Source organism: Paraburkholderia sp. (genome assembly GCF_047605525.1).
Taxonomy (GTDB): domain Bacteria; phylum Pseudomonadota; class Gammaproteobacteria; order Burkholderiales; family Burkholderiaceae; genus Paraburkholderia.
The window spans coordinates 39,571-64,429 of the sequence record NZ_JASGFN010000025.1 but is presented as its reverse complement, the minus strand read 5'-3'; the positions used below and the strand labels follow the sequence as shown (position 1 = coordinate 64,429).

The following is a 24,859-nucleotide window of genomic DNA, read 5'->3' as shown; positions in this document are numbered from 1 at the left end:
AACTGCGAGAGTCGTATCGATCTGTTACGGCTGCACGTTCAACGCAATTTGAAGGATGGAAAGTTGAAATGCGTGGGCGGTATCAGTTGGCCGGCCGGAATCTGCGTCGTTTCAGGACCGCCGTTCAGGTCGATGGGCGGCGTTTCGGCGCTGCCGGACGCGGCTTCGGGCGCGGTGGCCTGGGTGCCTTGCGGCGGACTGGCGACGGCCGCGCCGGAAGCCGGCGCCGCCTTCGTCGCAGCACCCTGCGTGCCCGCCGCGCCGGTCACGGCGCCGGCCGGCGCCGCGGCCGCGCCTGCGCCGGTGTCTTCGTCGTACTTCGGCAGCGGCGCTTCCTCGTCGTAGCTCGGCAATTCCTGCGGCCGGCGCCGGTTATCCGACAGCAGATACTGACGTCGCTGCAGATACGCGTTGCGCACGAACGAGTACTTGTCGAGCGCAGCGCCTTCCAGCACGTCGCTTGCGCCCAGCAGGTTCGCGCGCGTGTTGACGATGTTCAGCCCATACAGCGCCCAGCTCAAGCCCGGCGGATCGATGTAGCTGATCGGGTTCACGTAGTAGTTGCCGATCGAGCCGACCGCGTCGCGCACCGTGCTCGGCCCGAACAGCGGCAGCACGAGATACGGTCCCGGCGGCACGCCGTAGTGGCCGAGCGTCAGGCCGAGATCGTTCTCGTGCTTGGGCAGCCTGGCGAGCGTCGCGACGTCGAACAGGCCGCCGACGCCGAATACCGTATTCATCACGATCCGCATGATGTCCGATACGCCGTCGGCGATGCGCAGTTGCAGCAGGTTGTTCGCGGCGATGTAGACGTCGCCGATGTTCGAGAAGAAGTTCGTCACGCTGTCGCGTACCGGCTGCGGCGTGACCCAGACGTAGCCCTTCGCGACCGGCTTCAGCGCATACTGGTCGATCTTGTCGTTGACGGTGAAGATCGTGCGGTTGAAGCCTTCGAACGGATCGCCTTTGGTCGGCGTTTTCACCGTCGCGCAACCGGCGAGCAGCGCCGCCGCCATCGCGACCTTGCCGAACCGGAAGACGCGCGCGCCGATGCGCGAGGTCCGCAGTGTGGTCTGCATTCTTGTTCTCCTTATTGGCTCGCGGCACCGGCGGCGGGCGCACCCGGCGCCGGCGCGGGTGCCGGCGCCGGTGTCGACGCCGCGGGCTTCGCCGCGCCGGAATCCGCGGCCTTGCTATACAGGAACTGACCGATCAGGTTTTCCAGCACGATTGCCGATTGCGTCATCGTGATCGTATCGCCCGCCTTCAGCATTTCCGTGTCACCGCCCGGTTCGAGCCCGATGTATTGCTCGCCGAGCAGGCCCGAGGTCAGGATCTTCGCCGACGTATCTTTCGGAAACTGGTACTGCTTGTCGATATCGATCGTCACGAGCGCCTGGTACGCGTTGCTGTCGAAGCCGATCGAGGCGACCCGGCCGACCGTCACGCCCGCGCTCTTCACCGGCGCGCGCGGCTTCAGCCCGCCGATGTTGTCGAACTTGAGCTTGACCGGATAAGTCGCCTGAAACGACAGCGAGCTCATGTTGCCGGCCTTCAGCGCAAGAAACAGCAGCGCCACGAAACCCAGCACCACGAACAGGCCGACCCAGAAGTCGAGAGCATTCTTTTTCATCGTCATCCCAAAGTGAATCCGCCGCGCCGCCGTCACTTCCCGCCGCGCGCGGCGCATCGTGCGCCGCCGGCAGCCGGCACGCCGCGCGGTCTTAGCTGAACATCAGTGCGGTCAGCAGGAAATCGAGGCCGAGCACCGCGAGCGACGCGTACACGACCGTGCGGGTCGTCGCGCGCGACACGCCTTCCGGCGTCGGCTTCGCCTCGTAGCCCTGAAACAGCGCGACGAAGGTCACCGCGAGGCCGAACACCACGCTCTTGATGACCCCGGCGCCGATATCGCGCCACACGTCGACGCCGCCCTGCATTTGCGACCAGAACGCGCCGGCGTCGACGCCGATCAGCAGCACGCCCACCACGTAACCGCCCAGAACACCGACCGCGCTGAAAATCGCGGCGAGAATCGGCATCGAGATAATGCCCGCCCACAGGCGCGGCGCGACCACGACTTTGACCGGATCGACCGCCATCATTTCCATTGCGGTGAGTTGCTCGCCCGCCTTCATGAGGCCAATCTCGGCGGTGAGCGACGTGCCCGCGCGGCCCGCGAACAGCAGCGCCGTGACCACCGGGCCGAGCTCGCGCACCAGCGACAGCGCGACCAGCAGCCCGAGTGCCTGCTCGGAGCCGTAGCGATTCAGCGTGTAATAGCCTTGCAGACCGAGCACGAAACCGACGAACAGCCCCGACACCGCGATGATCACGAGCGAATAATTACCGACGAAGTGGATCTGCTTCGTGACAAGACGCGGACGGCGCAGCAGCGGGAAAAACTCGAGCACCAGCCGGAGAAAAAAACGCGTGGCATAGCCGGCCATGCCGAGCCCGCTGATCACCGAACGACCGATCGCGCTGATCATGACTGGCCTCCACCGATGCCGAAGTCCGCGGCGAGCGGCGTTTGGGTCGGGTAATGGAATCTGAACGGGCCGTCCGGCGCGCCGTCGATGAACTGCCGCACGGTCGGATCGGTCGACGCGCGCAGCTCGTCCGGCGTGCCCTCGGCGAGCACTCCGCCGTTGGCGAGGAAGTAGACGTAGTCCGCGATGGCGAACGACTCCGGCACGTCGTGCGTGACGAGAATCGACGTCGCGCCGAGCGCCTGGTTCAGCGTGCGGATCAGATTGGCGGTGATGCCGAGAGAAATCGGATCGAGACCGGCGAACGGCTCGTCGTACATCATCAGTTCCGGGTCGAGCGCGATCGCGCGCGCGAGCGCCACGCGCCGCGCCATGCCGCCCGAAATCTCCGACGGCAGCAGATCGCGCGCGCCGCGCAGACCGACCGCGTTGAGCTTCATCAGCACGAGGTCGCGCAGCAGTTCTTCGGGGAGATCGGTGTGCTCGCGCAGCGAGAAGGCGACGTTTTCGAACACCGACATATCGGTGAAGAGCGCGCCGAACTGGAACAGCATGCCCATCTTGCGGCGCAGCGCGTAGAGACTTTCGCGCGCCTGCACGCCGATGTCCTGCCCATGGAACAGAACCTGGCCGCGCTGCGCGCGCACGAGGCCGCCGATCAGGCGCAGCACCGTGGTCTTGCCGCAACCCGAGCCGCCCATGACCGCGACGACCTGACCGCGACGGAAGCGCAGATTCAGATTCGACAGAACGAGCCGGTCGCCGTAACCGAAGTCGACGTCGCGCAGCTCAAGTAAGGTCTCGGTGGAGGAAGGCACCAAACTGACAATCCTTTTACACGGAAGGCCGAATTATAGGGCCATCATGCAAAAGCTGCCGTGAGGTGCCCTGTTCCTTGAAGAAGCCTGACGATTATTGCGTAAACGCTTGTTGCAATGCAGAAACCGCGGCAGCCGGATCGGCCGCTTCGGTCACCGCCCGCACCACGGCCGCGCCGCCGACGCCCGTCGCGAGCACGTCGGGCAGCACCTGCAGATCGATCCCGCCGATCGCGACGAGCGGCACGACGCCGTCGAGCAGCCGCACGTAGCGCGCGAGACGCTTCAGGCCCTGCGGCGCGGTCGGCATCACCTTGGTCGTGGTCGGAAACACCGCGCCCAGTGCAACGTAACTCGGCCGGAAATGCAGCGCCTTCAGCATTTCATAGAAACCGTGCGTCGACAGACCGAGCCGGATGCCCGCGTCAGCCAGCGCCGCGAGGTCCGCCGTATGCACGTCCTCCTGGCCGAGGTGCACGCCGTAGGCGCCTGCTTCGATCGCCGCCCGCCAGTGGTCGTTGATGAACACCTGCGCATTGTGCGCGCGGCCGGCCTCCACGCAGCGGGCGATTTCGCGCTTCAACCCGTCGGCGGGTTCGGCCGACTTGCGGCGCAACTGCACCGTCTTCACGCCGAAGCCTACCACCCGCTCGACCCAGTCCGCGCTCGGCAGCACCGGATACAGGCCGAGGCGCGCCGGGCAGCGCGGGAATGCCCGCGCCGGCGCGGCCGGCAGGCCGACGGGACGAGGGAAGCGCGCGAGGTCGGAGGGGAACGCGTCGGCGGCGCGGGTTTCGTCGCCGTCGCGCCACGCGAGCGCGAGCACGAGCGCGTCGTGCGGATCGAAGCCGCAGTCGAGGAACGCGGCCAGCGCGGCAATCCAGTCTTCCGCGAGATGGCCTTCCAGCGGGTATTTCTCGCCGCCCAGATGCAGCGTCGCGCGATTCTGCGCGGCTTCGATCACGCCCGCGCCGTGCGTCAGCCAGCGCGCCATCTGCTCGCCGTGCCGCTGTGCGTCGGCGACCACGATCAGGTCGCCGCCGTTCGGTTCATCCGGCGCGGTCAGGCAGATGCGCCATGGCGCGTGGGTCGGCGGCCAGTCGCCGAGGCGCGCGCGAATGCGTTCCGCGGCCTCGGTGAGTTCGTCGGCCGGCGGCCAGAACAGGTCGCGATCCTTCAACGTCAGATACTGTGTCATGCGACGCTCCCATCCTGGTGCCAGAACGGCATGCCGACCACCGGCGTGCTCGCGTGCGCGCTTTCGCGCTCCGCCATCGGTCCCGCGAGATAGGCCTCGCGACCGGCCTCGACGCCGAGCGCAAATGCGCGCGCCATCGCGTCGGGGTGCGTCGCCTGGGACACCGCCGTGTTCAGCAGCACGCCGTCGAAGCCCCACTCCATCACCTGCGCCGCATGCGACGGCACGCCGAGCCCGGCGTCGACGATCAGCGGCACGTCCGGCAGCCGCTCGCGCAGCACACGCAGCCCGTACGGATTGATCACGCCCTTGCCGGTGCCGATCGGCGCGCCCCACGGCATCAGCGCCTCGCAGCCGACGTCGAGCAGGCGGCGGCCGATCACCAGATCTTCGGTGCAATACGGCAGCACCTTGAAGCCGTCCTTGACGAGCCGCGCGGCAGCCTCGATCAGGCCGACCGGGTCGGGTTGCAGCGTGTAGTCGTCGCCGATCAGTTCGAGCTTGACCCAGTCGGTCTCGAAGATCTCGCGCGCCATGTGCGCGGTCGTTACCACTTCGCTGACGCTCAGGCAACCGGCCGTGTTCGGCAGCAGCGGCACGCCGTGGCGCTTGAGCAGATCGAAGAAGCCGGCTTCGGCGTTGCCGTCGTTCATCTGGCGGCGCAGCGCGACGGTCACCATGCCGGGCCGCGCCGCGTCGATCGAATCGGACAGCGACTGCAGCGACGGGTAGCGCGACGTGCCGAGCAGCACGCGGCTCGCGAAGGTTTGACCGTACAGCGTGAGCGCGTCGGCGGTCTGTTGAGAAGTCATTTGCATCATCCTGGTTTGCCGCAATGGAGCCGCGGCAATGGTTTTCGGCGACGGGTGGGCGACAAGCCGGCGCGCGCGCTCAGCCGCCCGCCACGGGTTGCACGACGTCGAGGCGGTCGCCCGGCTGCAGCGCGCGCGCCGCATGCTGGGCGCGGGCGACGAAGTCGCCGTTCAGCGCGACCGCGAAAGGCGGACGCGCGCCATAGGCGGCGAGCGCATCGGCGACAGTCGCGCCTTCGGGCAGCGACAACGGCTTCTGATTGATATGAATGTTCATGGTGCTCGAATACGGTTCAATCGATGGCGGAAGCAGCGTGGCGCGCTAGACGACGACGCGCGACGCTCAGGCCGGCTCCCGCGCGAAATCCTGCTGGAAAAGCTCGCTCCAGCGTGCGTCGCGCCGCCAGCAGGCGAATGCATCGGCGTCGCCAACGCGGCCGTCGAGCAGCGCGCCCGCGAAGCGCACGGCTTCGTCGGCGACTTCCGGCGCGATCATATAGCCGTGCCGATACAGGCCGTTCACCCGCAGCGTGCGCGCGCCGTCCCACAGCAGCGCGGGACGGTGATCGGGCAAGGTCGGGCGGCACTGCGAATTCAGCTCGAGGATGCGTGCCTCGCCGAAGCCCGGATGCACCGAGAACGCCGCGCTCAGCAACTCGAGCGCCGAGCGCACGCTGACCGGCGACATATCCTCGCCTTCCACCTCGGTCGCGCCGATCACGTAGAGGCCGTTCTGCTTCGGCGCGATATAGAGCGGATAGCGCGGATGCAGCAGCCGCACCGGGCGGCTCAGATGCAGCCCCGGCGCATGCACGCGCGCGACCTCGCCGCGGATGCCGCGCAGCGTCGGCAGCACCGGCTTCGCGCCGAGCCCGCGGCAATCGATCGTGATGCCGGCTTCGGGCAGCGACGCATCGTCGATGGGGGTGTTCCAGTGCGTGTCGACGCCGCGTTCGGCGAGACCCGCGGCGAGCGCGCTCAATACCTGGCGATTGTCGAGCTGGCCTTCGCGCGGCAGCAGCCAGCCCTGGTTGAAGCGGCCGGCGAGCGCGGGCTCGGCGTCACCCACCTGCGCGCCCGCAAGCGCGACGAAGCCGCCGTCGAGCAGTTCGGCTGGCGCGTTCGAGCGCACACGACGCTCGAACAGCGGCGCTTCAGTGCGGTCGGCGTGATGCCAGACGACGAGCGTGCCGTTGCGCTGGAAAAACACCGCCTCCGGCAATTCGGCAAGCACACGCGGCCAGCTTTCGAGCGAACTCGCGCCGAGCCGCGTGATCAGCAGCTCAGCGCTCGCGGCTTCGGCGAGCGGCGCGAGCATCGCCGCGGCGACCCACGCGGCGGCCTGCGAACCGGCGGCATCGCCGCGCTCGTAGAGCGCCACGCGATGTCCGTCGCCAGCAAGCCGCCACGCGACCAGCCGGCCGCACAGGCCGCCGCCGAGCACGGCGAAATCGGGTCGGGAAGAATGGCTCATCGCGCGCGCTCCGTTGCAGGGCGGCAGGCAAAGCCAAAGCGGCACGACGCGCCAGAGGCGGCGTGGCGACGAGAAAAATACATATATGAAGAATAGGCGGTCATCGAGTCCTTTCCGTACGGCCCAAAAACGCACGTACCCAGGACGAAACCGGCGGGTGAAGCCGGCCGGGCCATGCGCGCGCACCTCATGTGCGCTCGCCGCCCGGCGGGGGATGGAAGACGGTCTGCTTCCGGAAACTTCCCGCGCCGGTATTACCCGGATCGGGTGCGAAGGGTCTCTCTCAGCCTCGCCGCCGCGGATCGAAATCACGCCGGCAGTGTGCGAAGCACCCCTGTTTCGTCGAAAGGTCATTAGACCATAAAAGGCGCGGCGGCCGCAAACCAGCGCCCCCGCGCAGTACATAGGCAGGCACGCCTCTGATCCGCGCCTTCTTTCGCGATCCCGACGCGGGCGCGCGCGCCGCTCTGGCACAATGCCGTGACCGGGTGGCGCAAAAGGACGATGCGGCGCAATGGGAACGGCGCGCGGCCACCCTGCGCGACGGCGGTACCGCGGCAAACACCGCAACACTATCGAGGCAACGTCGATGCAACATCAGGGCCTGGCGCGGGCGGTGAAAATTAATTCTCGCTTAAGGGCATCACGCCAGAATCGGCGCGCGCCTGGATCCCCGAATGCCCGTCCGGCGGGCACGACGGCCAGGCGGATACCGCATCCGCCGCCGCGCGGCTTCGCGACAGCGGCGGCGCCCGACACCACAGCCCGACGCAGGTCGACCCGAACGGACCGGCTCGCCGGCTCAGCCCTTCGGGCCAGCACTTCATCAGGACGCTCATGACACCACATACATCCGCCAGCCCCGGGCTGCCGCCCGACGAAAAAGTCTCCGCCTGGAGCCTGATCAAGCCTTACTGGGTTTCCGAGGAACGCTTCGTCGCATGGGGGCTGCTCATCGCGATCATCGTGATGAACCTGCTCGTCGTCTGGATCAACGTGCGCCTGAACCGCTGGAGCGCCGACTTCTACAACGCATTGCAGGCCAAGAACGTCCGCGACTTCCCGCATCTGCTGATGATCTTCTCCGGGCTCGCGTTCGGCTTCATCATCCTTGCCGTGTATGGGCGCTACCTGCGCCAGATGCTCGGCTTCCGCTGGCGCCAGTGGCTGACCACCCGCTACCTGAACGAATGGCTCAAGGACGGCGCGTTCTACCGCATCGAGCGCGACCGCCTCGCCGACAACCCCGACCAGCGGATCAGCGACGACCTGCAATCGTTCGCGACCACCACGCTGTCGCTGACGCTCGATCTGCTGTCCACCGTCGTCACGCTGGTGTCGTTCATCACGATCCTGTGGTCGCTCGCGGGCGCGCTGACCCTCTCGCTCGGCGGCATGCCGCTGCACATCCCCGGCTATATGGTGTGGGCCGCGGCGCTCTATGCGGTGGTCGGCTCGCTGATCACGCAGAAGGTCGGCCATCCGCTCGTGTCGATCAACTATCAGGCGCAGAAAGTCGAGGCGGATTTCCGTTTCGGCCTGATCCGTCTGCGTGAGAACGCCGAGCAGATCGCTTTCTACAACGGCATGGAGACCGAGAAGACGAACGCGCGCACGCTGTTCGGCCGCATCCGCGACAACTGGTGGCAGGTGATGAAGTACACGAAGCGCCTCACCTTCGTGCTGAGCTTCTACGGCCAGATCGCGATCATCTTCCCGATCGTGGTCGCCGCGCCCCGCTACTTCGCCGGCGCCTTCACGTTCGGCGTGCTGATGCAGATCTCGAGCGCGTTCGGCACCGTCAGCGATTCGTTCTCGTGGTTCATCAACAGTTATACGAGCCTCGTCGAGTGGCGCGCGACCGTGAACCGGTTGCGCGAATTCAAACGCATCATGCACGCGCCGCGCCTGAAGGAATCGGTGTCGCCGGCGACCGAGCACGGCGGCATCAACCTGCATTTCGTCGACGCGAACCAGCTCTCCACCGACAGCCTCAAGCTCGCGCTGCCGAACGGCAATCCGCTGTCGCGCATCCGCGATATCGCGATCCGGCCGGGCTCGCGGTGGCTCGTGCGCGGTCCGTCCGGCGCCGGCAAGAGCACGCTGATGCGCGCGCTGGCGGGCCTGTGGCCGTTCGGCGACGGCTCGATCGACGCGCCGGTCAACGCGCGCATGATGTTCATCCCGCAGGTCAGCTACATGCCGATCGGCACGCTGAAGGCGGCGCTCGCGTATCCGTCGGCGGCCGACACCTACACCGACGAAGAATGCGCGGACGCGCTCGTCACCTGTCATCTGTCGGAATACGCCGACCGTCTGCACGAATCGGGGCACTGGACCCGCGTGCTGTCGCCGGGCGAACAGCAGCGCTTCGCCGCCGCGCGCGTGCTGCTGCACAAACCGGATTATCTGTTCCTCGACGAAGCGACCAGCGCGCTCGACATGGAAAACGAGGCGCGGCTCTATCGCCTGCTCACGGAGCGGCTGCCGAAGGCCGCGATCGTCAGCGTCGCGCATCGCGATTCGCTCGCGGCGTTCCATGACGAAACGCTCGACGTCGAGCGCTCGCGTGAAGCGGTGGCGGCATGAGTGACACGATGAGCACCGGCGACGCGAGCCCGGCAAACGACGCGAACGGCGGCCCGCACCCCGCCGCCACCGCACGCGTCGTGCTGATCACCGGCGCCGGCTCCGGCATCGGCGCCGCGCTCGCCCGGCGCATCGCCGCGCCGCACACCACCTTGATGCTGCACGCGCGCGGCGCCGACGACGCTTCCCGCCAGCGGCTCGTACAGGTTGCCGCCGACTGCACGGCGAGCGGCGCACGCTGCGCCACGGTATTCGGCGACCTCGCCGAGCGCGGCGCGGCCGAGCATCTGATCCATCACACGCTTGCGAGCTTCGGCGCACTCGATCAACTGGTCGCCAACGCGGGACACGCGCAGCGTCAAACGCTCACCGCACTCGACTCCGACACGCTCAGCACGGCCTTCGCCGCGATGCCGGCCGCGTTCGCCGCGCTCGTGCGACGGGCGATGCCCGCGCTCGAAACGTCGAAGCGCGGTCGCGTGATCGCATTGAGTTCGTTCGTCGCGCACCGCTATCGCGCGGATACGCCGTTTGCGGCGACGGCGGCCGCGAAAGCGGCGCTCGAGTCGCTCGCCAGAACGGCGGCCGCGGAACTCGCGCCGCTCGGCGTGACCGTCAATTGCGTGGCGCCCGGTTATACGCGCAAGGATCGCGGCCCCCATGCCGACAACGCGGCGGTCTGGACGCACGCCGCCGAAGCGACGCCGCTCGGTCACGTCGCCGAACCCGCGGACGTCGCCGCGCTCATCGCGTTTCTGCTCTCCGACGAAGCGCGTCACATCACCGGCCAGGTGATTCACGTCGATGGCGGCTTGACGCTCGGTTAAGCCGGCGCACACATCCGGACCCGCACGGGAAGCGTTCGCCAGCACCGGCGACGCGGGCAAACCGGGCCCGCGAGTAACTTGCGTTGTCTTACAGCGGAAAGGATTCGAAAGCGGTGCACGCTTTGCGCGTCGCGCACGCGTCATTAAGATGGCCCGGATGAACCAGACCATCCTGATCGTCGACGACGATCCCGTCGTACGTGAACTCGTCAGTGCCTATCTGCGCGAACGCGGCTTCAAGGTCGCCGCGCTCGAAAACGGCGTGGCGCTGCAGCGCCGATTGCAGGAGGAGCGTCCCGCGCTCGTCGTGCTCGACATCATGATGCCGGAGCTCGACGGCATCAGCGCGCTGCGCGCGTTGCGCGTCGCGGGCGACGACATTCCGGTGATCCTGCTGACCGCACGCGCCGAACCGATCGACCGCGTGATCGGTCTCGAACTCGGCGCCGACGATTATCTCGGCAAGCCATTCGAGCCGAGCGAACTGGTCGCGCGAATTCGCACCGTGCTGCGCCGTCGCGGCACAACCGCGCCAGCGGCGCCGGAGCAGCGCGCGCCCTATCGTTTCGGCCACTTCGAAGTGAATTTCCCCGCCCGCGAGCTGCATCGCGACGGCACGCGCATCGCGCTGCGGTCGAGCGAATTCGCGATGCTGAAGGTGTTCGTCACGCACGCGATGACCGTGCTCACGCGCGCGCAGTTGCTGGAAAAACTGCACGGCAACAGCGAAGCGCATCGCAATCGCAGCCTCGACGTATCGATCTGGCGCTTGCGCCGGCTGATCGAGGTGGATCCGTCGGAGCCGCGCTACGTGCAGACGGTGTGGGGACGCGGCTATGTATTCGTGCCGGACGGCGAGATCGGCTCGCTCGAACGCGGACTCCCGCCGCCCTGATCCCGGCTGCGGCGCGACTGCCCGCGGCAGCCGGATAGAGCGGTGCTAAAGTAAGCGCTAACCCTGCGCTGACATGCGTCGCGCGCCAGCCAGCAAGCGCGCCGTACCGTAAGCGTTGGTAAGGAAACGCCCGGTCGCGCGCTCAGTACGCCAATCTAGAATTTCGCCATGAATCCACAGGTCCTTATCGTCGACGACGATCCGGTCGTACGCGATCTGCTCTGCAAGTTTCTGCAGTCGAACGGCTTCGATGCATCCGTATTGCACGACGGCACGCATCTGCAGCGCCGCCTCGAACGCGAGCGGCCGTCGGTCGTCGTGCTCGACATCATGATGCCGAACACCGACGGCCTGCGCGCGCTCACCGCGCTGCGCGCCGCCGGCGACGACATTCCGGTGATCTTCGTCACCGCGCGCGGCACGGTGGCCGACCGCATCGTCGGACTATCGCTCGGCGCGGACGACTACCTGACCAAGCCGTTCGATCCGCGCGAGCTGCTCGCGCGCATCCAGACCGTGCTGCGCCGGCGCGGCCCGTCCACCACGAGCGCGCCCGAAGCACGCAAGCGCTACCGCTTCGGCCCGTTCGAGCTCGACTTCGCGACCCGCTCGCTGACCCGCGACGACGCCAAGCTGCCGCTGCGCGACAGCGAATTCGCGCTGCTGAAGATCTTCGTCAACAACCCGTACAAAGTGCTGTCGCGCGTGCTGATTCACGACCTCGTGCATCGCGACAACCTCGCGTTCCGCGATCGCAGCCTCGACGTGCCGATCTGGCGCCTGCGCCGCGTGATCGAGGACGACCCGTCCAATCCGTGCTACGTGCAAACGGTGCGCGGCAAGGGCTACGTGTTCGTGCCCGATGCCAACGGCGAGCCCTTCGACGAAGAGGCCCCCCCCGCCGCATGAAAAATCCGCTGAACACGCTGTTCGGCAGAATGGCGTTGCTGTCGGCGGCGGTGCTGTTCGCGATTCAGGCAAGCTGGTTCGTGCTGGTGACGATGCAGCCGCCGCGCCATGAAATCGATGGCTTCGCGCGCGGCATTCTGCTCGTGCTGCAGGCGATCAACGGCGAGCCGATCAAGGGCGCTGCGCTCGCGCCGGCGATGCGCGTGCATCTCGTGCCCACCTGGAACATGCCGGCCACCGTGCACCTGCATGCGCCCACCGAGCATCTGCTCGTCGAGCTGAGCCGGCAGTTGCGGGAAAACCTGCCGGGCGGCACGCAGATCGCTTTCGACGATCTGCGCCCGCCACAACTCTGGGTGCTGTTTCCGGGCAAGTCGAACTGGGTCGTCGTGCCGGTCGATGTGCCGCCACCGCCGCGCTTCCTCGTCGAAGCGGTGTCGATGCTGCTCGCCGCGCTGATTCTGTCGCTGTTCGCGGTCTGGCAAATGCAGCGGCCGTTGTCGCGCGTCGCCGACGCGTCGCGCGCGTTCGGCTCGGGCGGACGGCCGGAGCCGGTACCGGTGCAGGGCCCGCGCGAGCTGCGCGATCTGATCGGCTCGTTCAACGACATGATGCGGCGCCTGAACGAAGCCGGCGATGACCAGGCGGTGATGCTCGCCGGCGTCGCGCACGATCTGAAGGCGCCGCTCACGCGGCTGAAGCTGCGCGCGAGCGTGCTGGTGGACGAAAACGAACGCGCCGGCCTGATTCGCGACGTCGATTCGATGACGAACATCGTCCAGCAGTTCCTCGAATTCGCCGGCCAGTCCGCCGACGCCGGGCCGCCGGTCGAAGTCGACGATTTCCTGCGCGAGCAGTTTTCGTCGGGCGATCACGCCGAATCCGCCGAAGCGCCGCTCTTCGCGCTCGATCTGCGCGCCGGGCCGTCGTTCACGCTGCCGTGCACGCTGCTCGACCGGCTCGTGACGAACCTCGTCGACAACGCGCTCGAACACGGCATGCCGCCGGTGGAAATCACGACCGAGCGCGACGACCGTCACTGGACGATCAGCGTGCGCGACCACGGCCCCGGCATTCCCGACGACCGCATTGCCGCCGCGATGAAGCCGTTCGTGCGGCTCGACGCCGCGCGCGGCGGTGAAGGTCATTGCGGGCTCGGCCTCGCGATCGTCGCACGGCTTGCGCACGATCGCGGCGGACGCTGTCACGTGCGCAATCACGCGCAAGGCGGGCTCGAAGTGCGGATCGAATTGCCGCTGGGGACCGTGGGGGCGTAATGACCCGGGTGAAGGGGAAGACGAGGGCCAACGCGTGCAAGCCAGGGGCCGCGCTTACGCGCCCTTACCGGAAGGACTGTTGCGCCGGCGCCGGCCTTATAGTCGTCTCCGGCAACCTCGATGCCGCCCTTCTCCGTCCGCCCGCACCCCTGGGGCGGACTTTTTTTTGCGCGGCTTCACGCGTAACGCAGCGGCGGCAACGAAGCATCTCAATGCACGAGACGATTGCGCAGCGTATCGACCGTCGCCTGCGAAAGGCCGAGGCCCTGCGTCAGATAGCTCGCCATCGTGCCGTAGCTCGCCTGCACCTGATCGAAGCCCGCCTGCAGATAATTTTCATCGACGTTCAGCAACGGCGCCTCGGCGGTCGCGACGGCGGCGCCGTCCTGCGCGCGCAGCGTGCCCGTTTGCGCAGCGATCGATCGCGCGAGGTAGGTATTGCTCAGCAGATAGTCCTGCATGATCACGTCGAGCGGCACGTTGGCGATGCTCAGCAGCAGCGCCGCAACCCAGCCCGCGCGATCCTTCCCCGCGTTCGAATGGAATAGCTGCGCGCCCTCGCCATTGGCGAGCGCGGCCAGCAACGCGCCATACGCATCCCGTTGCGCACCGCCCGTCACGTAGGCGCGCGCCTGCGCCTCCATGAAGGCGACGGCGTCCGCGGCCGTATCGAGCGTGGGGATGACGAAATCGTCCGCGCCCAGCACATTGAGCGTGCGCGCCGACGCGCCGGCCGGCAGCACATCGGCGGTGCGCGCGATTTCGCCGGGCGTGCGCAGATCGTAGACCGCCGCGATGCCGAGCTTGTCGAGCGACGCCTTATCCGCGCTGCTCAGCGTCAACGCGTTCGCGCGATAGAACGCGCCGCGGCGCATCTGCTTGCCGTCGACGGTCAGATAACCGGTGCCCGTTCCCGCGAGATCGCGAAAATTGCTGACCGACGCGAGGCGCGGCGTATCCGCCTCGTCCGCGTCGAGACTGCCGCCGCACGCGGACAGCAACGCGCTGCCGAAGCCGGCGGCCAGCATCGCGCCCGCGGAACTCTTCAGGAAGCGCCGCCGCGACGGAGAAGATTCACCCGGCGCGCTGGGACCTGCCTGCACGGTCGTGCTCGCAGGAAGGCGGAAAGGCGAACGGTCTTTCGCGGTGACGGGCATCAGGGGCGGCAGGGACGACAGGTATGACAGGGTTGGGAAGGATTCGGGGCAGCCGGGCTGCAGACGCAGTTTAACGGTTCGCCGATAACTTTTGCGTTACATCGTAGTAGTTGGTAAGAGAAAAGAGGGTCGGTTATCGACATTCAGGCCGCGGCAAATGCGGGCGCGAGTACGCCGGCCGGACCTGGCGATTATTACCGCATCGACGCCATTTTGCCTTCCAACCGACCGCGCGGCGCCACATGCCCGTAGAATACAAAAACCCTACCATCCAGCCCTCCACAAGCGAAAAAGACCTCGAGACCACAACAAAACATGGCTTCTCTCCAATGGTTCACCGAGCTGACTCCGCGCGAGCGCCGCACCCTTTACGCCGGCTTCGGCGGTTACGCGATCGACGCGTTCGACTTCATGATCTATTCGTTCCTCATCCCGACGCTGATCGCGGCGTGGGGCATGAGCAAAAGCGAAGCGGGGATGATCGCCACCAGTTCGCTGATCTCGTCGGCGATCGGCGGCTGGCTCGCCGGCATCCTCGCCGATCGCTACGGACGTATCCGCGTGCTGCAATGGACGATCGCCACGTTCGCGATCTTCACGTTTCTGTCGGGCTTCACGCAGTCGTTCTGGCAACTGCTCGCGACGCGCACGCTGCAAGGCATCGGCTTCGGCGGTGAATGGTCGGTCGTGACGATCATGATGGCCGAGACGATCCGCTCGCCGCAGCATCGCGCGAAGGCGGTCGGCACCGTGCAGAGTAGCTGGTCGTTCGGCTGGGCGGCCGCGGCGATCATCTACTGGGCGGCCTTCGCGCTGCTGCCGGAGCAATACGCGTGGCGCGCGTGCTTCTGGCTCGGGCTGCTGCCCGCCGCGTGGATCATCTACATCCGCCGCAACGTGAGCGATCCGGAAATCTTCCTCGCGACGCGCCGCGCGCGCGAGACCGGCTTCAACACGTCGCACTTCATGCAGATCTTCTCGGCCGCGCATCTGAAGACCACGCTGCTCGGCAGCGCGCTGTGCAGCGGCATGCTCGGCGGCTACTACGCGATCACGACGTGGCTGCCCACCTATCTGAAAACCGTGCGCCATCTGTCGGTGTTCGACACCAGCGGCTATCTGATCGTGCTGATCGTCGGCTCGTTCACCGGCTATATCGTCGGCGCGATCCTGTGCGACAGGATCGGCCGGCGCGCGTCGTTCGTGCTGTTCGCGATCGGCTCGTTCGTGCTCGGCATGGTCTACACGATGCTGCCGATCACCGACACGATGATGCTCGCGCTCGGCTTTCCGCTCGGCATCGTCGTGCAGGGCATTTTCGCCGGCGTCGGCGCGTATCTGTCGGAGCTGTATCCGAACGAGATCCGCGGCTCGGGGCAAGGCTTCTGCTACAACCTCGGGCGCGGCGTCGGCTCGTTCTTTCCGATTATGGTCGGCACGCTCGCGCAGACGATGACGCTCGTGAAGGCCATGGGCATCGTCGCGGGCTCGGGCTATCTGCTCGTGATCGTCGCCGCGCTGTGCCTGCCGGAGACGAAGGGCAAGGTGCTCGGGGCGACGAGCCCCGCCGCCTGAAATCGCCCGACATCGCCTGAAACCGCAGTACATACCCATGAAAACGATCGTTCTCGGCGGCGGCGTGATCGGCGTCGCCACTGCTTTTTATCTGTGTCAGCAAGGCTGCGAAGTGACGGTGATCGAGCGCGAACCCGACGTCGCGCTCTCGACGAGTTTCGGCAATGCCGGCGTGATCGCGCCGGGTTACGTGACGCCGTGGGCCGCGCCCGGCATGCCGGCGAAGATTCTCAAATACCTGTTCAAGCCCGCCTCGCCGCTGATCTTCCGGCCGACGCTCGATCCGGCTCAATGGCGCTGGATCGCGCGCTGGCTGCGCGAATGCGAGCTCGAGCGCTTTCGCGTCAACAAGCAGCGGATGCAGCGCATCGCGTACTACAGCCGCGCGTGCCTGCACGAATTCCGCGGCCGTCATCCGTTCGATTACGGGCGCAGCCAGGGGTATCTGCAACTGTTTCGCAGCGAGTACGACGTCGAGCTCGCGCAGCCGGCGCTCGCGGTGCTGCGCGATGCCGGCATCGCGCATCGGGAAATCAGCGCGACGCAGTGCACGGAGATCGAGCCGGGTCTGCGCTGGGCGCGGCAGGCGCCGTTTTCCGGCCTCTATCTGCCCGACGACGAAGCGGGCGATTGCGCGCGCTTCACTCGCGAGCTGCGGGCGATCTGCGAGCGCAACGGCGTGCATTTTCGCTTCGACACCCGCGTTACGTCGCTCGATATAGAGGGTGCGACGGTGCGCGGCGCGCATATTCAAAGCGAACGCGGCACGCAGACGTTGCGCGCCGATGCGGTGGTGGTCGCGCTCGGCGTCGATAGCGCGGCGCTGCTCGCGCCGCTAGGCGTAAAGGTGCCGCTCTATCCGGTCAAGGGTTATTCGGCGACGTTGCCTGTGATCGACGAAGAAAAGGCGCCGCGCGCCGCGCTGATGGACGAATCACTGAAGACGGCCATCACGCGCTTCGGCAACAACCTGCGTATCGCGGGCACGGCCGAACTCGGCAATCGGCAAACGACCCTGCGCGAGCAGGCGTTGCAAACCTTGCTCACGGTGCTGCGCGACTGGTTTCCGCACGCGGCCAATCCGGCCTCCGCGCATTTCTGGGTGGGCCGCCGGCCGATGACACCCGACGGCGCGCCGCTGCTCGGTCCGTGCAACGTCGACAACCTATGGCTGAACCTCGGGCATGGCTCGACGGGCTGGGCGATGTCGATGGGCTCGGGGCGCGTGGTCGCGGATCTGATCACGCAGCGCAAGCCGGAGATCGATCTCGATGGATTGACGCTTGCGCGCTACCGAAAATAACGCCCCACGAACGTGGCGTGCATAAAAAAACCGGACTCCCCTTTTCAGGCGAGCCCGGTTTTCTTTTTCTACTGCTTCGCTTTACCGCTACAGGTGCCTGCATCGGGCACCTTGTCGTCTCCACCTTTTCCCGCAAACCCTGTGGCCGGCGCGAGCCGGCCGGAGACGCTTAACGCGGCAGTTCCGAATGCCCCATCAGGAACGCATCGACCGAACGCGCGCACTGCCGGCCTTCGCGGATCGCCCACACCACGAGCGACTGGCCGCGGCGCATGTCGCCCGCCGTGAACACCTTGTCCACCGACGTGTAGTACGCCTTGTCGCCCTCGGTCGACGCGCGCACGTTGCCGCGCGCGTCCTTGTCGACGCCGAACGCTTCGAGCACCGGCGAGACCGGCTGCGTGAAGCCCATCGCGAGCAGCACGAGATCGGCCTTCATTTCGAATTCCGAGTCCGGCACTTCGACCATCTTGCCGTCCTTCCATTCGACGCGTGCGGCGACCAGCTTCTCGACCTTGCCGTTCCTGCCTTCGAGGCGCTTGGTCGCGACCGCCCAATCGCGCTCGCAGCCTTCCTCGTGCGACGACGACGTGCGCAGCTTGATCGGCCAGTACGGCCACACGAGCGGCTTGTTCTCTTCCTCCGGCGGCTGCGGCAGCAGCTCGAACTGCGTGACGCTCTTCGCGCCGTGACGGTTCGACGTGCCCACGCAGTCCGAACCGGTATCGCCACCGCCGATCACGACGACGTGCTTGCCCTTCGCGGTCAGTTGGTTCGGCACCTTGTCGCCGGCGTTGACCCTGTTCTGCTGCGGCAGGAATTCCATCGCGTAGTACACGCCTTCGAACTCGCGGCCCGGTACCGGCAGATCGCGCGGCGTTTCCGAACCGCCGGCGATCACGACCGCGTCGAACTGTTCGTTCAGCTCGGCCGGCGTGATGGTTTCCTTCGCGGTGCTGCCGATGTGCGCCGGCAGCGAGTCCGCCTTGCCGACGAACACGTTGGTGCGGAACGTCACGCCTTCGGCTTCCATCTGGCGCATGCGGCGGTCGATCTGCCACTTTTCGAGCTTGAAGTCGGGGATGCCGTAACGCAGCAGGCCGCCGATGCGGTCGTTCTTCTCGAACACGGTCACGTCATGACCGGCGCGCGCGAGCTGCTGCGCGGCGGCGAGACCCGCGGGGCCGGAGCCGACCACGGCGACCTTCTTGCCGGTCTTGTGCTTCGGCGTCTGCGGCTCGACCCAGCCTTCGGTCCAGGCCTTGTCGATGATCGCGTGCTCGATCGACTTGATGCCGACCGGGTCGTTGTTGATGCCGAGCGTGCAGGCCGCTTCGCACGGCGCCGGGCAGATGCGGCCCGTGAACTCGGGGAAGTTGTTGGTCGAATGCAGAACCTCGATCGCGTTCTTCCAGTCCTGATGGAACACCAGGTCGTTGAAGTCCGGAATGATGTTGTTCACCGGGCAGCCGTTGTTGCAGAACGGAATGCCGCAGTCCATGCAACGTGCGCCCTGGATCTTCGCTTCGTCGTCGCTCAGCGCGGCGACGAATTCCTTGTAGTGCTTCACACGCGTGAGCGGAGCTTCATACGCCTCGTGGCGGCGCTCGAACTCGAGAAAACCGGTTGCCTTGCCCATGTGGTTCTCTTCTCTATCTGTATCTAGGGGTAATCTGGCCCCGCCGCCAGCCGGACTTCAACAGTCGGGCGGCAGCGGGTGCGGCTAAATATGACTCTGGTGATCCGTCAGGCGGCGAGCACTTCCTTGTTCGCCTTCTTCGCGGCGAGTTCGCCGAGCGCACGCTTGTATTCGGTCGGGAACACCTTCACGAACTGACGGCGCGACGCGTCCCAGTTTTCGAGCAGCGCCTTGGCGCGCGGCGAACCGGTGAACTGGAAGTGACGCTCGATGAGCCCCTTGAGCAGCGCCTCGTCGGTCGTCGCGTAGTGCCACAGTCCCTGGTCGACCGTGCGCTCCTGTTCGGCCTGTTGCAGGACCGGGTCGAGCGCGACCATCGACTTGTTGCACTTGCTCGCGAAGGTGCCGTCCGGATCGAACACGTATGCGACGCCGCCCGACATGCCGGCCGCGAAATTGCGGCCCGTCTCGCCGAGCACGACCACCGTGCCGCCCGTCATGTATTCGCAGCCGTGGTCGCCCGTGCCTTCGACAACCGCCGTCGCGCCCGAGTTACGCACGCAGAAACGCTCGCCCGCGACGCCGCGGAAGAACGCTTCGCCTTCGATCGCGCCGTACATCACCGTGTTGCCGCAGATGATGTTCTCTTCGGACTTGCCACGGAAATCGTTGGTCGGACGGATGATGATGCGGCCGCCCGACAGGCCCTTGCCGACGTAGTCGTTGCCGTCGCCGACCAGATCGAGCGTGATGCCCTTCGCGAGGAACGCGCCGAAGCTCTGACCCGCTGTGCCCTTCAGCTGGATATGGATCGAGTCGTCGGCGAGGCCGTCGTGGCCGTACTTCTTCGCGATCGTGCCCGACAGCATCGCGCCGACCGTGCGGTTCACGTTGCGCACCGGCTGGATGAACGACACGTGCTCGCCCTTCTCGATCGCGGCCTTCGCTTTCTCGATCAGCGTGTGGTCGAGTGCGCGGTCGAGGCCGTGATCCTGCACGTCGACGTGCTTGCGCGCGACTTCGGCCGGCACTTGCGGCTGATAGAACACGCGCGAGAAGTCGAGACCCTTCGCCTTCCAGTGCTCGATGCCCTTCTTCATGTCGAGCAGTTCCGCGTGGCCGATCAGGTCGTCGAACTTGCGGATACCGAGTTGCGCCATGATTTCGCGTGCTTCTTCAGCGATGAAGAAGAAGAAGTTCACGACGTGTTCCGGCTGGCCCTTGAACTTCGCGCGCAGCACCGGGTCTTGCGTCGCGACGCCGACCGGGCAGGTGTTCAGATGACACTTGCGCATCATGATGCAGCCTTCGACGACGAGCGGCGCCGTCGCGAAGCCGAATTCGTCCGCGCCGAGCAGCGCGCCGATCACGACGTCGCGGCCGGTCTTCATCTGGCCGTCGGCCTGCACGCGGATGCGGCCGCGCAACTGGTTCAACACCAGCGTCTGCTGCGTTTCGGCGAGGCCCAGTTCCCACGGCGTACCCGCATGCTTGATCGACGACAGCGGCGAAGCGCCCGTGCCGCCGTCATGACCGGCGATCACGACGTGATCGGCCTTCGCCTTCGCGACACCCGCGGCGACCGTGCCGACGCCCGACTCCGACACCAGCTTCACCGAGATGCTCGACGACGCATTCACGTTCTTCAGGTCGTGAATCAGTTGCGCCAGGTCTTCGATCGAGTAGATGTCGTGGTGCGGCGGCGGCGAAATCAGACCGACGCCCGGCACCGAGTAACGCAGCTTGCCGATGTAGTCCGACACCTTGTGGCCCGGCAACTGGCCGCCTTCGCCCGGCTTCGCGCCCTGCGCCATCTTGATCTGGATCTGGTCGGCCGACGCGAGGTATTCCGCCGTCACGCCGAAGCGGCCCGACGCGACCTGCTTGATGCGCGAGCGCAGCGAATCGCCTTCCTTCAGCGGAATGTCGACGACCACTTCGTCGCCGATCACGGACTTCATCGTGTCGCCGTTCCTGATCGGAATGCCGCGCAACTCGTTGCGGTAGCGGTTCGCGTCTTCGCCGCCTTCACCGGTGTTCGACTTGCCGCCGATGCGGTTCATCGCGACGGCGAGCGTGGCGTGCGCTTCGGTGCTGATCGAGCCCATCGACATCGCGCCGGTCGCGAAACGCTTGACGATGTCCTTCGCCGGCTCGACTTCGTCGAGCGGGATCGCCTTGGTCGGATCGAACTTGAATTCGAACAGGCCGCGGAAGGTCATGTGGCGCTTGGTCTGATCGTTGATCAGATGCGCGTATTCCTTGTACGTCTGGTACGAGTTGCTGCGCGCCGAGTGCTGCAGCTTGGCGATCGCATCCGGCGTCCACATGTGCTCTTCGCCGCGCACGCGGAATGCGTACTCGCCGCCCGCGTCGAGCATGTTCGCGAGAATCGGGTTGTCGCCGAACGCGTCGCGGTGCAGACGGATCGCTTCTTCCGCGACGTCGAACAGACCAATGCCGCCCACCTTCGACGACGTGCCGTGGAAGTACTTCGACACGAGGTCTTCGGCGAGACCGACCGCTTCGAAAATCTGCGCGCCGGTGTACGACATGTAGGTCGAAATGCCCATCTTCGACATGACCTTCTGCAGGCCCTTGCCGACTGCCTTCGTGAAGTTGTAGACCGCCTTCTCCGGCGACAGGTCGCCCTTCAGGCCGGCCGCGAGCTGCGCGAGCGTTTCCATCGCGAGGTACGGGTGCACGGCTTCCGCGCCATAGCCCGCGAGCAGCGCGAAGTGGTGCGTTTCACGCGCCGAACCGGTTTCGACGACGAGGCCCGTGCTCGTGCGCAGCCCCTGCTGCACGAGGTGCGTATGGATCGCGGCGGTGGCGAGCAGCGCCGGAATCGCGACGTTGTCGCGGTCGGTCTTGCGGTCCGACACGATCAGCATGTTGTAGCCGGACTTGACCGCGTCGACGGCTTCCGCGCACAGCGACGCGAGACGCGCTTCGATGCCTTCCTTGCCCCAGGCGACCGGATAGCAGATGTTCAGCTCGTACGAGCTGAACTTGCCGCCGGTGTACTGATCGATCGCGCGGATCTTCGCGATGTCCTTGAAGTCGAGCACCGGCTGCGACACTTCGAGACGCATCGGCGGGTTGATGTTGTTGGTGTCGAGCAGGTTCGGCTTCGGGCCGATGAACGACACGAGCGACATCACCATGTTTTCGCGGATCGGGTCGATCGGCGGGTTCGTGACCTGCGCGAACAACTGCTTGAAGTAGTGGTAGAGCGTCTTGTTCTTGTTGGACATGACCGCGAGCGGCGAGTCGTTGCCCATCGAGCCGACCGCTTCCTCGCCGGCTTGCGCCATCGGTGCCATCAGGAACTTGAGGTCTTCCTGGGTGTAGCCGAATGCCTGCTGGCGATCCAGCAATGCGGCGGCTTCGCGGCGCTCCGTCGCGATGTCTTCGGCCTTCGGCTCGATTTCGTCGAGCTTGATGCGCACGGCGTCGATCCAGCTCTTGTACGGCTTCGCGTTCGCGAGGTTGTCCTTCAGTTCCTTGTCGTCGATGATGCGGCCGTGCTCCATGTCGATCAGGAACATCTTGCCCGGCTGCAGACGCCACTTCTTGACGATCTTCGATTCGGGAATAGGCAGCGTGCCCGCTTCCGACGCCATGATGACCAGGTCGTCGTCGGTGACGATGTAGCGCGCCGGACGCAGACCGTTACGGTCGAGCGTCGCGCCGATCTGGCGGCCGTCGGTGAATGCGATTGCGGCGGGACCGTCCCACGGCTCCATCATCGCGGCGTGGTATTCGTAGAACGCGCGGCGGTTCTCGTCCATCAGCGTGTGCTGTTCCCACGCTTCCGGGATCATCATCATCATCGCGTGGACGAGCGGATAGCCGGCCATCACCAGCAGTTCGAGACAGTTGTCGAACGATGCCGTATCCGATTGGCCCGGATAGATGAGCGGCCACAGCTTCGGCAGATCGTCGCCGAGCACGTGCGACGCGATTGCGCCGGTACGCGCGTTCAGCCAGTTGACGTTGCCCTTCACCGTGTTGATTTCGCCGTTGTGGGCGATCATCCGGTACGGGTGAGCCAGTTCCCACGCCGGGAAGGTGTTGGTCGAGAAGCGCTGGTGCACGAGCGCGAGCGCCGAGACGACGCGCTCGTCCTGCAGGTCGCGGTAGTACACGCCGACCTGGCCCGCCAGCAGCAGACCCTTGTAGACCACCGTGCGCGCCGAGCACGAGGGCACGAAGTATTCCTTGCCGTGCTTGAGCTTGAGCGCCTGGATGCGGTGGCTCGCGGTCTTGCGGATGATGTACAGCTTCCGTTCGAGCGCGTCGGTCACCATGATGTCCTTGCCGCGGCCGATGAAGATCTGGCGGATCAGCGGCTCGCTCGCCTTCACCGTGGGCGAAATCGGCATCGTGTGGTCGACCGGCACGTCGCGCCAGCCGAGCACGACCTGGCCTTCGGCCTTCACCGTGCGTTCGAGCTCCTGCTCGCAGGCGATGCGCGACGCGTGCTCCTTCGGCAGGAAGATCATGCCGACACCGTATTCGCCGGCCGGCGGCAGCGTCACGCCCTGCTTGGCCATTTCCTCGCGATAGAAGCCGTCCGGAATCTGGATCAGGATGCCCGCGCCGTCGCCCATCAGCGGATCGGCGCCGACGGCGCCCCGGTGATCGAGATTTTCGAGAATCTTCAGGCCCTGCTCGATGATCTCGTGGCTCTTCTGGCCCTTGATGTGGGCGACGAAGCCGACGCCGCAGGCGTCATGCTCGTTGAGCGGGTCGTACAGACCTTGGGCGGCGGGAACCGGGTGAATCGGTTGCTGGTGGTCGTTCATGGGGACACCGTCTGTGAGGGGCCGGACAGGCCGTTAAACCGTTTTTTCTTTTGCCGCAGTGCGCATGGCAACCACGACGACGCTCTTCCTGCAGCAGGACTGCGCGCGCCAGGACGCGTCGGAAATCGGAATATACGCGACGAATCAATGGAATAGCAAATAAAACATGATGATCGATCCCCGATTATCATGTTGGTGCATTGCGACTTGTTTTTAATGGTTCCACATCAAAATGGGGCAAAAGAAAACGGCATATGAAATGCCGTTTTCATGCAGCCCCTTGATGCCAAACGCTTTATTGCCGCTTGAGCACTGCTCTATTGGGTATGCGGCGTCTCGCGCACCTTGCGCGGCCGGCCACGGGGCAACGGCGAAACGCGCCGGTTCGCGGCCCGTGCCGCCCACTCGCGGTAGGTGTCGCTGCCGAGCACCCAGCCCTTCAGCGTGGCCTGCTGGAGCTGGCTTGCCTCGCGCTCGTCGAGTGGCTGCTCGCACAGTTCGCGGTACGCGCGCTGCCGCTCGAACGGCGTATTGCCGAGCGACCAGTAGAGCGGATGGTCGGTAATCAGGCTGTCGAGGGTGAGACCGATGTGATGCCGGTAGCTCGACCACCGGTAATCCTCCGGCGCGTTGACAAGCTGCGCGCGCACCGGGCACATCTCGACGACGCGGCTCGCGAGCAGGAAGTAACGCTCGCCCTCGATCACCGTGGCCCGGTAGCGGCCTTCCCACAAGGTGCCGCGGCGCGCATAGCGCCGGTTGAAATGCGCGACGTAACGCCGGCCGACGGCCTGCATCGCCTTGGGCAGACTCGACTCCTCGGTAGGCGTGACGAGCAGTTGCACGGCGCCCGGCATCAGTGCGTATGCGTGAATCGAAAGGTGATGGTCCCGCGAAGCCGCCTTCAGACAGTCGATGAAAAGCTCGTAGTCCTGGTCGTCGACGAAGGCGGGCTGCTGATCGAGCCCGCGGAGGATGACGTGCTGCGGCTGGTCGGGGACATAAAGACGTGCAAGCCGTGCCATGCTGGAGTATCCAATAGTCGCGTTGGTATATACCCGAAGGTCCGAAGAGCCGCATGCG

General features: G+C 66.1%; 19 protein-coding genes and 1 riboswitch. Of the genes, 7 read left to right on the top strand and 12 right to left on the bottom strand.

What is annotated here, in order from left to right:
- Positions 1-38 precede the first annotated feature (38 nt).
- From QM685_RS29160 to QM685_RS29125, 8 genes are all read right to left on the bottom strand, one after another.
- A complete protein-coding gene (locus QM685_RS29160; RefSeq protein WP_415121966.1) occupies positions 39-1,079 on the bottom strand; it encodes a VacJ family lipoprotein in 1,041 nt (346 codons plus the stop codon).
- 11 nt (positions 1,080-1,090) lie between these two features.
- Positions 1,091-1,633 (bottom strand): outer membrane lipid asymmetry maintenance protein MlaD, encoded by a 543-nt coding sequence (gene mlaD / locus QM685_RS29155; protein ID WP_415121964.1) that lies wholly within the window; start codon positions 1,631-1,633, stop codon positions 1,091-1,093.
- A gap of 91 nt (positions 1,634-1,724) precedes the next feature.
- Positions 1,725-2,492: a lipid asymmetry maintenance ABC transporter permease subunit MlaE gene (gene mlaE / locus QM685_RS29150; protein ID WP_415121962.1), complete on the bottom strand. Its 768-nt coding sequence runs from the start codon at positions 2,490-2,492 to the stop codon at positions 1,725-1,727.
- Positions 2,489-3,310: an ABC transporter ATP-binding protein gene (locus QM685_RS29145; RefSeq protein ID WP_415121960.1), complete on the bottom strand. Its 822-nt coding sequence runs from the start codon at positions 3,308-3,310 to the stop codon at positions 2,489-2,491. Before QM685_RS29145 ends, mlaE begins: the two co-directional genes overlap by 4 nt.
- A 94-nt stretch (positions 3,311-3,404) precedes the next feature.
- Positions 3,405-4,508 carry a thiamine phosphate synthase gene (gene thiE / locus QM685_RS29140; protein WP_415121958.1) on the bottom strand — a complete coding sequence of 368 codons (1,104 nt, stop codon included), beginning with the start codon at positions 4,506-4,508 and terminating at the stop codon, positions 3,405-3,407.
- Entirely contained in the window at positions 4,505-5,320 is an 816-nt protein-coding gene (locus QM685_RS29135) for a thiazole synthase (RefSeq protein WP_415121956.1), read from the bottom strand. Before QM685_RS29135 ends, thiE begins: the two co-directional genes overlap by 4 nt.
- A gap of 79 nt (positions 5,321-5,399) precedes the next feature.
- A complete protein-coding gene (thiS, locus tag QM685_RS29130; protein WP_415121954.1) occupies positions 5,400-5,597 on the bottom strand; it encodes a sulfur carrier protein ThiS in 198 nt (65 codons plus the stop codon).
- 66 nt (positions 5,598-5,663) lie between these two features.
- The gene (locus QM685_RS29125; RefSeq protein ID WP_415121952.1) at positions 5,664-6,794 is read right to left on the bottom strand and encodes an FAD-dependent oxidoreductase; all 1,131 of its coding nucleotides are present in this window, start codon (positions 6,792-6,794) and stop codon (positions 5,664-5,666) included.
- Between the two features lie 223 nt (positions 6,795-7,017).
- Positions 7,018-7,140: riboswitch (TPP riboswitch) on the bottom strand.
- A 491-nt stretch (positions 7,141-7,631) separates the two neighbouring features.
- Here QM685_RS29125 and QM685_RS29120 point away from each other — a divergent pair.
- The 5 genes from QM685_RS29120 to QM685_RS29100 all read left to right on the top strand — a co-directional run bounded on the left by QM685_RS29120 (position 7,632) and on the right by QM685_RS29100 (position 13,291).
- Positions 7,632-9,383 (top strand): ABC transporter ATP-binding protein/permease, encoded by a 1,752-nt coding sequence (locus QM685_RS29120; protein WP_415121950.1) that lies wholly within the window; start codon positions 7,632-7,634, stop codon positions 9,381-9,383.
- 8 nt (positions 9,384-9,391) lie between these two features.
- The gene (locus QM685_RS29115) at positions 9,392-10,210 is read left to right on the top strand and encodes an SDR family NAD(P)-dependent oxidoreductase (protein ID WP_415122076.1); all 819 of its coding nucleotides are present in this window, start codon (positions 9,392-9,394) and stop codon (positions 10,208-10,210) included.
- Between the two features lie 157 nt (positions 10,211-10,367).
- Positions 10,368-11,105: a response regulator gene (locus QM685_RS29110; RefSeq protein ID WP_415121948.1), complete on the top strand. Its 738-nt coding sequence runs from the start codon at positions 10,368-10,370 to the stop codon at positions 11,103-11,105.
- A gap of 168 nt (positions 11,106-11,273) precedes the next feature.
- Positions 11,274-12,014 (top strand): response regulator, encoded by a 741-nt coding sequence (locus tag QM685_RS29105; RefSeq protein ID WP_415121946.1) that lies wholly within the window; start codon positions 11,274-11,276, stop codon positions 12,012-12,014.
- A complete protein-coding gene (locus tag QM685_RS29100) occupies positions 12,011-13,291 on the top strand; it encodes an ATP-binding protein (RefSeq protein ID WP_415121944.1) in 1,281 nt (426 codons plus the stop codon). The genes QM685_RS29105 and QM685_RS29100 overlap by 4 nt, the downstream gene beginning before the upstream one ends.
- A gap of 209 nt (positions 13,292-13,500) precedes the next feature.
- Here the strand turns inward: QM685_RS29100 and QM685_RS29095 are convergent, their stop codons facing one another.
- Entirely contained in the window at positions 13,501-14,448 is a 948-nt protein-coding gene (locus QM685_RS29095) for a tyrosine-protein phosphatase (RefSeq protein ID WP_415121942.1), read from the bottom strand.
- A 315-nt stretch (positions 14,449-14,763) separates the two neighbouring features.
- Between QM685_RS29095 and QM685_RS29090 the strand changes: the two genes are divergently transcribed.
- Both QM685_RS29090 and QM685_RS29085 read left to right on the top strand, forming a co-directional pair.
- Complete coding sequence (locus QM685_RS29090) at positions 14,764-16,023, top strand: MFS transporter (RefSeq protein WP_415121940.1); 1,260 nt, start codon at positions 14,764-14,766, stop codon at positions 16,021-16,023.
- 16 nt (positions 16,024-16,039) lie between these two features.
- Positions 16,040-17,326, top strand: a complete 1,287-nt coding sequence (locus QM685_RS29085; RefSeq protein WP_415122074.1) for a D-amino acid dehydrogenase — start codon at positions 16,040-16,042, stop codon at positions 17,324-17,326.
- Between the two features lie 169 nt (positions 17,327-17,495).
- Here the strand turns inward: QM685_RS29085 and QM685_RS29080 are convergent, their stop codons facing one another.
- The 3 genes from QM685_RS29080 to QM685_RS29070 form a co-directional block, all read right to left on the bottom strand.
- The gene (locus tag QM685_RS29080) at positions 17,496-18,965 is read right to left on the bottom strand and encodes a glutamate synthase subunit beta (protein ID WP_415121938.1); all 1,470 of its coding nucleotides are present in this window, start codon (positions 18,963-18,965) and stop codon (positions 17,496-17,498) included.
- A gap of 107 nt (positions 18,966-19,072) precedes the next feature.
- Positions 19,073-23,776 carry a glutamate synthase-related protein gene (locus QM685_RS29075; protein ID WP_415121936.1) on the bottom strand — a complete coding sequence of 1,568 codons (4,704 nt, stop codon included), beginning with the start codon at positions 23,774-23,776 and terminating at the stop codon, positions 19,073-19,075.
- A gap of 317 nt (positions 23,777-24,093) precedes the next feature.
- Complete coding sequence (locus QM685_RS29070) at positions 24,094-24,801, bottom strand: transposase (protein WP_168663499.1); 708 nt, start codon at positions 24,799-24,801, stop codon at positions 24,094-24,096.
- Positions 24,802-24,859 lie beyond the last annotated feature (58 nt).